Origin of the sequence: Martelella mediterranea DSM 17316 (assembly GCF_002043005.1) — a bacterium.
Lineage (GTDB): Bacteria > Pseudomonadota > Alphaproteobacteria > Rhizobiales > Rhizobiaceae > Martelella > Martelella mediterranea.
The window spans coordinates 1,382,613-1,395,207 of record NZ_CP020330.1 but is presented as its reverse complement, the minus strand read 5'-3'; the positions used below and the strand labels follow the sequence as shown (position 1 = coordinate 1,395,207).

Below are 12,595 nucleotides of genomic sequence, written 5' to 3'. Positions count from 1 at the left end.
ACTACAGCCCGCCTGCCTCCTTCAGAAAAGCGACAACCGCCTCAACGCCATCGCCGCGCTTCAGGTCGGTGAACACGGTCGGGCCGCCATTGCGCATGCGCTCGGAATCGCGCGCCATGACATCCAGGTCGACCTCGACATAGGGTGCCAGATCCTTCTTGTTGATCACCAGCATGTCCGACCGGGTGATGCCGGGGCCGCCCTTTCGCGGGATTTCCTCGCCCTGGCAGACCGAAATCACATAGATGGTGATATCAGCAAGATCCGGGGAGAAGGTGGCCGCAAGATTGTCGCCGCCCGATTCGATGAAGATGATATCGAGATCGGGGATGCGGCTGTTCAACCCGGCGATCGCCTGAAGGTTGATCGTCGCATCCTCGCGGATGGCGGTATGCGGGCAGCCGCCGGTCTCCACGCCGACAATCCGGTCGGAGGTGAGCGCCTGCATGCGCACCAGCGCCTCGGCATCCTCGCGGGTATAGATGTCATTGGTGACCACGGCGACGGAATAGTCGCGGCTCAACGCCTTGCACAGCTTTTCGGTGAGCGCGGTCTTGCCGGAGCCGACCGGGCCGCCAATGCCGACGCGCAGGGGACCGTTTTCGGATTTCATTGTCTTACCTCGTTCATTACGACCGGAACAGCCGTGAATGCTGGACCTCGTGACGCAGAGCGGCGATATCGGCGCTGAAGGCGCAGCCGCCGAGATCATCCGGCGTCGACGCTGCAGCCCGCGCCGCCTGGTCGAGGATCGGCTGCTCCAGCCCCGAAAGCACGGCAAGGCCGGCCACCTGACCGGCAAGCGACAGCCGGATCGCGGCCGAAATATACTGTGACACCTGGGCATGGAGATAGCCCTGACAGGCCACTTCCAGGCCAATGCCGTGCGATGCGGCAACCGCGCCGAAGGCGACCGGCAGCGGCGTTTCCGGCGGCAAACCCTCGTCGCCGGACGCCGACCACGCGCCGGCGGCGGCCACAAAGGCTGCGCCCAGCGCCAGCGTTTCGGCATGGCGCTCGCGCGAACCGGCAAGTGCTGCGGCAAGGGCGGCGGTGGTGGCAAGGCGCTCCGCGTCGCCGGCCGCGCGATGGGCCTCGCACAACAGCACGGCGTCATTCCACAGAAACCCGTGGCGAAGCGAGACGGCGAGCCATTCGGCCACGTCATCCGCATCTTCCAGCAGCCGGTCATGGGCCGCACGCTCAAGCCCGCCGGAATAGGAAAACCCGCCCAGCGGAAAGGCCGGCGACAGCCAGGCCAACAGCCTTAGAAGCGCGGCGCCCGAAACGGCGCCGCCGTCAATCGTGGTGATGGCCGTGATGGTGATGGTCTCCGTGTCCGCTGTGATAGGCGCCGCGCACCGGCTGGAACGGCTCGACCACCTCATGCACATGCGCGCCGAGGCCTTCCAGCATCTGGCGGATCACGTGGTCGCGCAGGATCAGGATCCGCCCTTCCTCGATCTGGGCCGGCAGATGACGATTGCCGAGATGCCAGGCAAGCTCGATAAGGTGCAACCGGCCATGAGCATGGATCTCGTAAAGTTCCTCTGGCGCGGCAACGATCTCGATCGTCCTTCCGTCCTCCAGCACCAGCCGATCGCCGGTGGCAAACAGCACCGCTTCCTTCAGGTCGAGCATCACGCTCGAACCGTCTTCAAGCTTAAGCGCCTTGCGGCGAAGATGCCGGCCGTCATGAGTCAGCTCGACGCGTCCGGCCACCGCGCCGCCGCCCTCGCTTGCGGGAATGAAACTGGTAACGCGCTGCATGCTTTCCCCTTGATCGTCCCGGTTTGCAACGATGCCGGGCGTTCCTACCTTCATAACAAGATTGCGACGCTTGGCAAGCGCGTGCACTGCGGCATCCGGGGCACGCGGTGCAAGAAAAAGGGCGGCCGTTTACCGACCGCCCTTGCTTTCCGTCGAAGCGGACCGAAAGGCCTCAGGCGGCCTTGGCTTCGCGCTTCAGGTTTTCGAGAATGTTCTGCGGCGAGGACACGCTGTAGGGGTCGGTCTCGCACATGTCGGAGAAGCCCTCTTCCTCGAACCACTGCTCGACAACGCCATCATTGATGATGGCGGCATAGCGCCAGGAGCGCATGCCGAAGCCGAGATTGTCCTTGTTGACGAGCATGCCCATCTTGCGGGTGAACTCGCCGGAACCGTCCGGGATGACCTTGACGTGCTCGAGATTCTGGCCCTTGGCCCAGGCGTTCATGACGAAGGCGTCATTGACCGACATGCAGTAGATGTCGTCGATGCCCTGGGCCTGAAACTCGGGGAACAGCTTTTCGAAATCGGGAAGCTGATAGGTCGAGCAGGTCGGGGTGAAGGCGCCCGGCAGCGAGAACAGCACGACGCGCTTGCCCTTGAAATAATCGTCCGAGGTCATGTCCTGCCAGCGGAACGGGTTCGGCCCCTCGATGCTTTCATCGCGGACGCGGGTGCGGAAGGTGACGTTCGGAACTTTACGGCCGATCATGGCGATCTCCTTGCTCAGTCTTGGGAATTGGTGGCTTCAAGCGTGGGCCGAATTTAACGATTCCGGACAGGGAATCAAAGGCCGGCAAGCCCGATTAAGGGTAAACGCATAGCGGGTATGCGCTGGACGCATGAGTAAGCGGCATCCACCTGCGGTTTATCAAGAATGCGGAATCCCGAAACTACACCAGCCTGAAATCTGGCTTGTTGCCAAGGCATTGGGGGGCGTCGCCTCAACGCCATCCGGCGCTCAGAACAGAAAATACCGCTGCGCCATCGGCAGGACCTCGGCCGGTTCGCAGGTCAACACTTCGCCGTCGGCGCGGACCTCGTAGGTTTCCGGATCGACGGAGATCTCTGGCGTGGCGGAATTGTGGACCATCGAGGCCTTGGAGATGCCGCCCCGGGTGTTTTTCACCGGCAGGAGCTGCTTGGAAACGCCGAGCTTGTGGGCAAGGCCGCCATCGAGCGAGGCTTCCGAGACGAAGTTGACGGACGAATTGGTCCGCGCCTTGCCATAGGCGCCGAACATGTAGCGGTAATGCATCGGCTGCGGCGTCGGGATCGAGGCGTTCGGATCGCCCATCGGGGCGGCCGCGATCATGCCGCCGAGGAGAACGAGGTCCGGCTTGACGCCGAACATCGCCGGCGACCACATCACCAGGTCCGCGCGTTTTCCCACCTCGACCGAGCCGATCTCGTGGGAAAGCCCGTGGGCGATCGCCGGATTGATCGTGTATTTGGCGATATAGCGCTTCACTCGGAAATTGTCGTTCTCGCCCTGCTCTTGCGCAAGCCGTCCTCGCTGGCGCTTCATCTTGTCGGCGGTCTGCCAGGTGCGGATCGCGACCTCGCCGACCCGGCCCATGGCCTGGCTGTCCGACGAGATGATCGAGAAGGCGCCGAGATCGTGGAGAATATCTTCCGCCGCGATCGTCTCCTTGCGGATCCGGCTTTCGGCGAATGCAATGTCTTCCGGGATCGACGGCGACAGGTGATGGCAGACCATCAGCATGTCGAGATGCTCGGCGATGGTGTTTTTGGTATAGGGCCGGGTCGGATTGGTCGAAGACGGGATGACGTTGGAAAACCCGCAGACCTTGATGATGTCCGGCGCGTGGCCGCCGCCGGCCCCTTCGGTGTGGAAGGCGTGGATGGTGCGGCCATCAAAGGCCTTGATCGTGTCCTCGACGAAGCCGCTCTCGTTCAGCGTATCGGTGTGGATCATCACCTGGACATCATATTTGTCGGCGACCGAAAGGCAGTTATCGATCGCGGCCGGGGTCGTGCCCCAATCCTCGTGCAGTTTCAGCGCGGCAGCACCCCCGAGCACCATCTCCTCCAGCGCGCCGGGAAGCGAGGCATTGCCCTTGCCGGCGAAGGCGAGGTTCATCGGGAAGGCGTCCGCCGCCTGGATCATCCGCTCCAGATGCCACGCACCGGGGGTGCAGGTGGTGGCGAGCGTGCCATGCGCCGGCCCGGTGCCGCCGCCGAGCATGCAGGTCAGCCCGCTCATCAGCGCCTCCTCGATCTGCTGCGGGCAGATGAAGTGGATATGGGCATCCATGCCGCCGGCGGTGATGATCTTGCCTTCGGACGCGATCACTTCCGTGCCCGGTCCGACGATGATATCGACGCCCTTCTGCGTATCCGGATTGCCGGCCTTGCCGATCGCCGAAATCCGCCCGTCCTTGATGCCGATATCCGCCTTGACGATGCCCCAGTGATCGATGATCAGCGCGTTGATGATCACCGTGTCGACCGCGCCATCCGCACGCGTGACCTGCGACTGCCCCATGCCGTCGCGGATCACCTTGCCGCCGCCGAACTTCACCTCGTCGCCGTAATGGGTGAAATCCTTTTCCACCTCGACGAAAAGCTCGGTATCGGCAAGCCGCACCTTGTCGCCGGTGGTCGGGCCGAACATCGAGGCGTAGGCGGCGCGGGACATCTTGAAAGGCATGGAATTTCTCCTGGGACGGAAAGCGTTATACGGCGGCGCCGTCGTAATGCTGCGAGCTGAGGCTGCGGGGATCGACGCCGTCGAGGCAATTGGCGTTGACCGCGACCATGTCGGCCCCGTCGGGGCCGGCGGCATAGGCAAAGCTCTCGATGCCGCAGGTCTTGCAGAACAGATGATGGATCTGGTGCTTGTTGAACAGGTATTCGGTGAGGCTGTCCTCGCCGCTGTTCAGAGTGAAGTTTTCACGCGGCGCAAACGCCAGTACCGAACCGAGACGCTTGCAGCGCGAGCAATTGCAGGTGACGGTGTGGCCGAGTTCGATATCAACATCGAAGTCCACCGCGCCGCACTGGCAGCTTCCGTGATAATGTTGAACGGCCATTGTCAGAGCTTCCCCATGATTTCCTGCCGGAATCCGTAAACCGTGCGCTCGCCGCCATAAGGCACCAGCGTCACGTCGCGGGTCTGGCCGGGCTCGAAACGCACCGCCGTGCCGGCCGCGATATCAAGCCGCATGCCGCGCGCCTTCTCCCGCTCGAAGGCAAGGGCTGGATTGGCCTCGAAGAAATGATAATGGCTGCCGACCTGCACCGGCCGGTCGCCGGTATTGGCGACAGTCAGCGTCACGGTCGGCAGGCCGGCATTGATTTCAATCTCGCCTTCTGCGGCGATCAGTTCACCCGGGATCATCTTGTTCTCCTCACCTGATCGGCTCATGCACGGTCACCAGCTTGGTGCCGTCGGGGAAGGTGGCTTCCACCTGGATATCGTGGATCATTTCGGGGATGCCCTCCATCACCTGGTCGCGGGTGATCACATGGGCGCCGGCCTCCATCAGTTCGGCGACAGGTCGGCCGTCGCGGGCGCCCTCGACCACGAAATCGGTGATCAGCGCGATCGCCTCCGGGTGGTTGAGCTTGACGCCCCGTTCCAGCCGTCGGCGCGCGACCATGGCGGCCATGGAAACCAGCAATTTGTCCTTTTCACGCGGCGTCAGGTTCATGCGGTTTTCTCACCCTTTCACAACTTACAGATGCCAGACTTTCGGCAGATTCTGCCCGTCCCGCAAGACCTTGAGTGCGGGAATCAGGCTTTTTCGCAAACTATAGCCATCAGCAGCGACAATGCGGGCGACGAGCTTGCCGTTCCACTCGCTGGCGCCGGCGGAAGCCTCGCCCAGTGCCTCGCGCACTTTCGGCATCAGCGCCTCCGCGCGGGGGCCGCAATAGAGCAGCGTGGCGAAGGCGACATCGCCGCCGAGCACCGCCGTCTGCGCCACCAGGTTCTCGATATCGCCGGTCATGCGCACATCCTCGGCATGGATCAGCGTGCCCGAACGGCGCACCCGCCAGCGATCGCGGAAATTGCCGCAGCGCACCGCCTCGCCCATGGCCTTGCGGCCGAGCAGCACGGCCTCGATCGCCAGGAACTCGGCGGTCTCGGCCAGATCGACGTCGAGCCTGCGGTTGAGCGAGGCGTCGTCGAACAGGATCGTTTCCTGCGGCAGCCAGTCGAACCGGGCATTGTCGCCGACCCTGATCTCGGTATCGATCGCCGCCGGTCCGCTGTCGGAGCGGTAGATTTTCTCGCAGGCCTGGGTGGTCGCCGTCAGCGCCGTGCCATCACCGGCCTCCAGTTCCCATTGCAGCCGGTCGCCGCCGGTCAACCCGCCGGAGGTGTTGATCAGCACCGCCTCCATCGCGCCGTCGAAGCTTTCGGGAATGCGGATCTTGGCCGCACCCTCCTGATAGAAGACATCAAGACGCGTCTTGCCACCGGCCGATTTGGCGCTCACCCGGCCCGTGCCGGATGTCCGCTGCGGCCCCACGGTGAGGCCCGGCGTCAACAGTTCCATCCCGCCGCCCATGGCCCCTCCCAGGGACACGCTGACCCGACTGCGACCTGACCGGCGCGCGCACTCGCCGATCCTGCGGCCCGCCCGCGCAATTGATGCTTCCAGCCCATCGCTTTTCCTTTTTATCGTGATGCTGTCGAACGGCTAAACGCAAGTTTCATGCCGCATCGACGGGCCGGGCGAGAGATTTCAGAATTCACTCCGTCTCGCCGCGCCCCGATAAAAAGTTAAACGCAAGAACCTCGTCTGTCGCTCCCTCAAAAGCGCACAAATTCTCCTCATTATGCGCGTCGAAGCATCACACCGTCAGATGACGGCGCGCTTCGGGCGTGTCGAGCGTTTCGGCTTCACCCTCATGCACGATCACGCCGCGATCCATGATATAGACCTTGTCGGCGAGTTCCCGGCAGAAATCGAGATATTGTTCCACCAGCAGGATCGCCATGCCGGTGCTGTCACGCAGATAGCGGATGGCGCGGCCGATATCCTTGATGATCGAGGGCTGGATGCCCTCGGTCGGCTCGTCCAGCACCAGGATTTTCGGCCGGGTGACCATGGCGCGGCCGATGGCGAGTTGCTGCTGCTGGCCGCCGGACAAATCGCCGCCGCGCCGCGAAAGCATGGTCTGCAGCACCGGAAACAGCGAGAAGATCTCGTCGGGAATGTTGCGGTCGTTGCGTGGCAGCGGCGCAAATCCGGTCTCGAGATTTTCCCGCACGGTCAGCAACGGAAAAATTTCCCGACCCTGCGGCACATAGCCGACGCCGCGCTTGGCCCGGCCATAGGGCGCAAGCCCGTCAAGCTTGTCACCGCCGAAACTGATCGTACCGCCCGAAATCGGATGCTGCCCGGTGACGGCCCTGAGCAATGACGACTTGCCAACGCCATTACGCCCCAAGACGCAGGTGATCCTGCCCATCTCGGCCGTCAGCGAGACATTCCTGAGCGCCTGCGCGGCGCCATAGTGGAGGTTGACGTTTTCAATGGTCAGCATGGTGGGGTGCCCTTTCGACGGAGGTCAGGGCCAGCCGCCCTTGCCTGAGCGCGTGGAGAGGCGAGGCCTGCCAGCCTCAATCTCCCCCCTTGAGGGGGAGATGTCGCGAAAGCGACAGAGAGGGGTATCGGGCAGACGCCGCGAGCTCCGAAACTGTCGAGAGGGTTCACCCCTCTCCGCCCCTGTCGGGGCATCTCCCCCTCAAGGGGGGAGATTTTTGGGGGTCGACGCTGCGTCAGTGCTACAACCATCCCCTCACCTCCCCAGATAATTCTCGATCACCTTCGGGTCGTTCGACACGAAGTCGATCGAGCCTTCGGCGAGGACGGAGCCTTCGGCGAGGCAGGTGACCTTGACGCCGAGGTCGCGGACGAAGCCCATGTCGTGTTCGACGACGACGACGGCGCGGGTCTTTGCGATCTCGCGCAACAGGCGGGCGGTTTCCACGGTTTCGGCATCGGTCATGCCGGCGACGGGTTCATCGACAAGCAGAAGTTTCGGCTCCTGCGCCAGAAGCATGCCGATCTCCAGCCATTGCTTCTGGCCGTGGGAGAGGTTTGCGGCAAGCTCGTCGCGACGCGCCGTCATGCGGATCGTCTCGAGGATTTCCTCGATGCGGTCGCGGTCTTCGCCGGTCAGGCTGTAGAACAGGGTCGAGAACACGCCGCGCTTGCGGTTCAGCGCCAGCTCCAGATTGTCCCAAACGGTATGGCTTTCGAACACGGTCGGCTTCTGGAACTTGCGGCCGATGCCGAGCTGGGCGATATCGGCCTCGTCGCGGCGCGTCAGATCGATCGTGTCGGAGAAGAACACCTCGCCCTCGTCCGGCCGCGTCTTGCCGGTGATGATGTCCATCATCGTGGTCTTGCCCGCGCCGTTCGGACCGATCACCGCGCGCAACTCACCGGGATCGATGACGAAGGACAGGCTGTTCAGCGCCTTGAAGCCGTCGAACGAAACCGAGACATTGTCGAGGTAGAGCAGGCTCTTGGCGCGCTTTTCATGGGAGCTCATCGGGCAGGCTCCTCTGCAATGCCGTCGATCCCGGCTTCGGCCTCTTCCGCGTGCTCGATCCGCTCCCTGGCGTCAGGGCCTGGCTTTTTCGAAAACCGCGGCGCAAGCGTTCCGACGATGCCCTTGGGCAGGAACAGGGTCACGGCGACGAACAGGCCGCCGAGCGCGAACAGCCAGAAGGCGGGGAACAGGCCGGTGAAGATGGTCTTGCCGCCATTGACGAGGATCGCGCCGATGATCGGCCCGATCAGCGTCGCCCGGCCGCCGACCGCCGTCCAGATCACCACTTCGATGGAGTTCGCGGGTGCGAATTCACCCGGATTGATGATGCCGACCTGCGGCACGTAGAGCGCGCCGGCAACGCCCGCCATCATGGCGGAGGCGACAAAGGTGAACAACTTGTAGTTTTCCACCCGGTAGCCGAGGAAGCGCACCCGGCTTTCGGCATCGCGGACGCCCACCAGCACCTTGCCGGCCTTGGAGCGCACGATCGCCGAGGCGAGGAACAGGCCGAGCGCCAGAAACAGCGCGGAGGCGGCAAACAGCGCGGCGCGGGTGCCGTCGGCCTGCACGGAGAAGCCGAGAATGTCCTTGAAATCCGTCAGCCCGTTATTGCCGCCAAAGCCCATATCGTTGCGGAAGAAGGCGAGCAGCAGCGCATAGGTCATCGCCTGGGTGATGATCGAGAGATAGACGCCGTTAACGCGCGAGCGAAAGGCGAACCAGCCGAACACGAAGGCGAGCGCGCCGGGAACCAGCAGCACCATCGCCATGGCGAACCAGAACATGTCGAAGCCATGCCAGAACCAGGGCAGAGCCTTGTAGTTCAAAAACACCATGAAATCCGGCAGGATCGGATCGCCATAGACCCCGCGCGGTCCGATCTGGCGCATCAGATACATACCCATGGCATAACCGCCGAGCGCGAAGAAGGCGCCATGGCCAAGCGAGAGAATGCCGCAGAACCCCCAGACCAGATCGAGCGACAGCGCGAGCAGCGCATAGCAGAGATATTTGCCGAACAGTGAGACCAGATAGGTCGGCAGGTGAAAGGCGCTGTCGGCCGGGATGATGAGGTTCGCGAACGGCACCAGCAACGCGATGGCGAAGAGGACGATGATCGCGATCGAGACCTTGCGGTCGAGCGAGCGGAAAAGATAGGCCGTGATCATGCTTCCACCGCCCTTCCCTTGAGTGCGAACAGCCCGCGCGGCCGTTTCTGGATGAACAGGATGATGAAGACCAGCACCAGGATCTTGCCGAGCACCGCGCCGGCATAGGGCTCCAGGAACTTGTTGAGAATGCCGAGCGAGAACGCGCCGACAAACGTGCCCCAGAGATTGCCGACGCCCCCGAACACCACGACCATGAAACTGTCGATGATGTAGGACTGGCCGAGATTGGGCGAGACATTGTCGATCTGCGACAGCGCCACGCCGGCAAGGCCGGCAACGCCCGAACCAAGCGCAAATGTGAAGGCATCGACCCAGGGCGTGCGGATGCCCATGGAAGCCGCCATGCGGCGATTCTGGGTGACGGCGCGCATCTGCAGGCCGAAGGCCGAGCGCTTCATCAGCAGCAGAAGGGCGGCGAACACCGCGAGCGAGAACAGCACGATCCAAAGCCTCGACCAGGTGATCATAAGCCCGCCGAGATCGAAGGAACCGGACATCCAGGACGGATTGCCGACCTCGCGATTGGTGGGGCCGAAAATGGTGCGCACCGCCTGCTGCAGGATCAGCGACACGCCCCAGGTGGCCAGCAGCGTTTCCAGCGGCCGGCCATAGAGAAAGCGGATCACGCCACGCTCGATCACAAGGCCGACGGCGGCGGTGACGATGAAGGCGACCGGCAGCGCGATCGCCAGCGACCAGTCGAACAGATGCGGATAGGCGGTGCGGATAATCTGCTGCACCATGAAGGTGCAATAAGCCCCGATCATCACCATCTCCCCATGGGCCATGTTGATGACGCCCATGACGCCGAAGGTGATCGCAAGCCCGATCGCCGCCAGAAGCAGCACGGAACCGAGCGACAGCCCGTACCAGACATTCTGGCCGAGATCCCAGAAGGCGAGCCGTTTTTCGATCTTCGCCTGCGCCGCGTCGATCTCGTCCTGGAGGTCAGGGCCGACGCTGGAACGGGCCGAGAGCAGGATCGAGATTGCTTCGCGTCCGCCGATATCGGCGATGTCGGAAATGGCTTCTGCTTTCTCATCCGGGCTACGGTCGGAATTCAGCACCGAGACGGCGCGCGCCTGCGCCAGAACCGCGGCGATCTCGCCATCCTCTTCCTTTTCGAGCGCCTGCTCGATCAGGATCAGATTGTCCTCGCTCGGCGCCTTCAGCAGCGACTGCGCGGCGGAAAGCCTTGTGCCGCGATTGGGGCTCATCAGCGTCATGCCGGCCAGCGCCGCGTCGATTGTGGAGCGCAGATTATTGTTGACCTTGACCTTGTCGAGGTCGCGTTTGGAAAGTTCGCCAGCCTCCTCGCCGGTCACCGGATCGATCAACAGAAGGTCGCGGCTGGAAGAGCCCTTGCGGGTGATGAACACCTTGCCATCGCTCTTGCGGGTGTAGAGATCGCCGGCGGCAAGCGCCTTCAGGGCGGGCACGGCGGCATCATCGCCGGTGGCGGCCAGTTCGTTGACCAGGGTTTCGGTCTGGCCGAAGCCGCGGGAGGAACCGAACCGGTCGATCGTGCTGGCAAGGTCGGTCTGGGCAAAAGAAGACGAGGGCGCATATGTCAGAAACAAAATGGCTACTAAAACGAATGCTCTGAAACAGTGCATCTGGAATATTTTGGACATATGCGCCCCCAATTGACGGCCCTCGAAATATCCGGCCGCCCCCCTGTTAACCGGGCGCGATCGCGTTGACCGCGCCCGGCGTCGAGCCTGGATTATTCAGCCATACCGCCGCATTTGCCGGTCTCGACATTGAAGTTGCCGCACGACATCGGAGCGCGCCAGTCGGCAATCAGGTTCTTCGAGTCCGGCAGGAAGTCGGACCATGCATCGCCGGCGACGAGGCCGGGCGTTTCGTAGACGATGTCGAACTGGCCATCGTCCTGGATTTCGCCGATCAGAACCGGCTTGGTGATGTGGTGGTTCGGCATCATCGCGGAATAGCCGCCTGAAAGGTTCGGAACCGAAACGCCGATCAGCGCGTCGATCACGGCATCCGGATCGGTGGTGCCGGCCTTTTCGACCGCCTTCACCCACATGTTGAAGCCGATGTAATGGGCTTCCATCGGGTCGTTGGTCACGCGGGCGTCATCGCCGGTGAAGGCGTGCCAGGCGTCGATGAAGTCGTAATTCGCATCGGTGTCGACGGACTGGAAGTAGTTCCAGGCGGCGAGATGACCGACCAGCGGCGCGGTGTCGAGACCGGCAAGCTCTTCCTCGCCGACCGAAAAGGCGACAACCGGAATATCGGAAGCCGAAATGCCCTGATTGGCGAGTTCCTTGTAGAACGGCACGTTGGCGTCACCATTGATGGTGGAGACGACGGCGGTCTTCTTGCCTTCGGAACCGAAATTCTTGATGTCGGACACGATCGTCTGCCAGTCGGAGAAGCCGAACGGCGTGTAGTTGATCATGATGTCTTCTTCGGCAACGCCGTGATCCTTGAGATAGGCTTCGAGGATCTTGTTGGTGGTGCGCGGATAGACATAGTCGGTGCCAGCCAGAACCCAGCGCTCGACGCCGTCATTCTCCATCAGATAATCGACGGCGGGGATCGCCTGCTGGTTGGGCGCCGCACCCGTGTAGAACACGTTACGCTGGCTTTCCTCGCCCTCATACTGGACGGGGTAGAACAGGATGTTGTCGAGTTCCTCGAACACCGGCAGAACGGATTTGCGCGACACCGAGGTCCAGCAGCCGAACACGGCGGCGACATTGTCGCCCTCGATCAGCTCGCGCGCCTTTTCGGCGAAGAGCGGCCAGTCCGAGGCCGGGTCGACGACAACCGCCTCGAGCTGCTTGCCGAGAAGACCGCCCTTCTCGTTCTGCTGTTCGATCAGCATCAGCATGGCGTCTTTCAGCGTGGTTTCCGAAATCGCCATCGTGCCGGACAGCGAATGCAGAATGCCGACCTTGATCGTGTCTTCCTGGGCATAAGCCATGCCGCCAATGCCGGCGGTGGTGAGCGCGGCCAGAAGGGCGGCGCTGGTCAATCCCTTTGTGAAATTCATCGTTCGTAGTTCCCCTCAACGACTATCGCCTGAATGGCTTTGGATTTCGCGACGCCGCGAGAACGGCGCCTCGACCAACTATCGTTGAGGG

At 62.8% G+C, this 12,595-nt stretch carries 13 protein-coding genes and 1 pseudogene; all 14 read right to left on the bottom strand.

What is annotated here, in order from left to right; all coding sequences use genetic code 11:
• Position 1 precedes the first annotated feature (1 nt).
• The 14 genes and pseudogenes from ureG to urtA all read right to left on the bottom strand — a co-directional run bounded on the left by ureG (position 2) and on the right by urtA (position 12,504).
• Entirely contained in the window at positions 2–613 is a 612-nt protein-coding gene (gene ureG / locus Mame_RS06445) for an urease accessory protein UreG (protein ID WP_018065213.1), read from the bottom strand.
• A gap of 16 nt (positions 614–629) precedes the next feature.
• Positions 630–1,388, bottom strand: a complete 759-nt coding sequence (locus tag Mame_RS06440) for an urease accessory protein UreF (RefSeq protein WP_085986565.1) — start codon at positions 1,386–1,388, stop codon at positions 630–632.
• Positions 1,300–1,770: an urease accessory protein UreE gene (ureE, locus tag Mame_RS06435; RefSeq protein WP_018065211.1), complete on the bottom strand. Its 471-nt coding sequence runs from the start codon at positions 1,768–1,770 to the stop codon at positions 1,300–1,302. The genes Mame_RS06440 and ureE overlap by 89 nt, the downstream gene beginning before the upstream one ends.
• 172 nt (positions 1,771–1,942) lie before the next feature.
• On the bottom strand, positions 1,943–2,482 hold the full coding sequence (locus Mame_RS06430) for a peroxiredoxin (protein ID WP_018065210.1): 540 nt from the start codon (positions 2,480–2,482) through the stop codon (positions 1,943–1,945).
• Positions 2,483–2,731: 249 nt separating this feature from the next.
• Positions 2,732–4,444: an urease subunit alpha gene (gene ureC, locus Mame_RS06425; protein WP_018065209.1), complete on the bottom strand. Its 1,713-nt coding sequence runs from the start codon at positions 4,442–4,444 to the stop codon at positions 2,732–2,734.
• Positions 4,445–4,469: 25 nt separating this feature from the next.
• Positions 4,470–4,826: a GFA family protein gene (locus tag Mame_RS06420; RefSeq protein WP_018065208.1), complete on the bottom strand. Its 357-nt coding sequence runs from the start codon at positions 4,824–4,826 to the stop codon at positions 4,470–4,472.
• Positions 4,827–4,828: 2 nt separating this feature from the next.
• Entirely contained in the window at positions 4,829–5,134 is a 306-nt protein-coding gene (locus Mame_RS06415) for an urease subunit beta (protein ID WP_018065207.1), read from the bottom strand.
• A gap of 10 nt (positions 5,135–5,144) precedes the next feature.
• On the bottom strand, positions 5,145–5,447 hold the full coding sequence (locus tag Mame_RS06410; RefSeq protein ID WP_018065206.1) for an urease subunit gamma: 303 nt from the start codon (positions 5,445–5,447) through the stop codon (positions 5,145–5,147).
• Positions 5,448–5,471: 24 nt separating this feature from the next.
• Positions 5,472–6,311 (bottom strand): urease accessory protein UreD, encoded by an 840-nt coding sequence (locus tag Mame_RS06405; protein WP_018065205.1) that lies wholly within the window; start codon positions 6,309–6,311, stop codon positions 5,472–5,474.
• Positions 6,312–6,597: 286 nt separating this feature from the next.
• Complete coding sequence (gene urtE / locus Mame_RS06400; RefSeq protein ID WP_018065204.1) at positions 6,598–7,293, bottom strand: urea ABC transporter ATP-binding subunit UrtE; 696 nt, start codon at positions 7,291–7,293, stop codon at positions 6,598–6,600.
• Between the two features lie 255 nt (positions 7,294–7,548).
• On the bottom strand, positions 7,549–8,307 hold the full coding sequence (gene urtD, locus Mame_RS06395) for an urea ABC transporter ATP-binding protein UrtD (RefSeq protein ID WP_018065203.1): 759 nt from the start codon (positions 8,305–8,307) through the stop codon (positions 7,549–7,551).
• A gap of 100 nt (positions 8,308–8,407) precedes the next feature.
• Positions 8,408–9,479: pseudogene (urtC, locus tag Mame_RS06390) on the bottom strand (urea ABC transporter permease subunit UrtC); the annotation flags it as partial.
• Positions 9,476–11,116 (bottom strand): urea ABC transporter permease subunit UrtB, encoded by a 1,641-nt coding sequence (gene urtB, locus Mame_RS06385; protein ID WP_079920710.1) that lies wholly within the window; start codon positions 11,114–11,116, stop codon positions 9,476–9,478. The gene urtB and the pseudogene urtC, both read right to left, overlap by 4 nt.
• Before the next feature lie 92 nt (positions 11,117–11,208).
• Positions 11,209–12,504: an urea ABC transporter substrate-binding protein gene (gene urtA, locus Mame_RS06380; protein ID WP_018065200.1), complete on the bottom strand. Its 1,296-nt coding sequence runs from the start codon at positions 12,502–12,504 to the stop codon at positions 11,209–11,211.
• Between the last annotated feature and the right edge of the window lie 91 nt (positions 12,505–12,595).

Bases quoted from the DNA above. Each gene is read 5' to 3' on its own strand.
- ureG (WP_018065213.1), bottom strand. From the start codon at position 613: ATGAAATCCGAAAACGGTCCCCTGCGCGTCGGCATTGGCGGCCCGGTC.
- Mame_RS06440 (WP_085986565.1), bottom strand. From the start codon at position 1,388: ATGAGGTGGTCGAGCCGTTCCAGCCGGTGCGCGGCGCCTATCACAGCG.
- ureE (WP_018065211.1), bottom strand. From the start codon at position 1,770: ATGCAGCGCGTTACCAGTTTCATTCCCGCAAGCGAGGGCGGCGGCGCG.
- Mame_RS06430 (WP_018065210.1), bottom strand. From the start codon at position 2,482: ATGATCGGCCGTAAAGTTCCGAACGTCACCTTCCGCACCCGCGTCCGC.
- ureC (WP_018065209.1), bottom strand. From the start codon at position 4,444: ATGCCTTTCAAGATGTCCCGCGCCGCCTACGCCTCGATGTTCGGCCCG.
- Mame_RS06420 (WP_018065208.1), bottom strand. From the start codon at position 4,826: ATGGCCGTTCAACATTATCACGGAAGCTGCCAGTGCGGCGCGGTGGAC.
- Mame_RS06415 (WP_018065207.1), bottom strand. From the start codon at position 5,134: ATGATCCCGGGTGAACTGATCGCCGCAGAAGGCGAGATTGAAATCAAT.
- Mame_RS06410 (WP_018065206.1), bottom strand. From the start codon at position 5,447: ATGAACCTGACGCCGCGTGAAAAGGACAAATTGCTGGTTTCCATGGCC.
- Mame_RS06405 (WP_018065205.1), bottom strand. From the start codon at position 6,311: ATGGGCGGCGGGATGGAACTGTTGACGCCGGGCCTCACCGTGGGGCCG.
- urtE (WP_018065204.1), bottom strand. From the start codon at position 7,293: ATGCTGACCATTGAAAACGTCAACCTCCACTATGGCGCCGCGCAGGCG.
- urtD (WP_018065203.1), bottom strand. From the start codon at position 8,307: ATGAGCTCCCATGAAAAGCGCGCCAAGAGCCTGCTCTACCTCGACAAT.
- urtB (WP_079920710.1), bottom strand. From the start codon at position 11,116: ATGTCCAAAATATTCCAGATGCACTGTTTCAGAGCATTCGTTTTAGTA.
- urtA (WP_018065200.1), bottom strand. From the start codon at position 12,504: ATGAATTTCACAAAGGGATTGACCAGCGCCGCCCTTCTGGCCGCGCTC.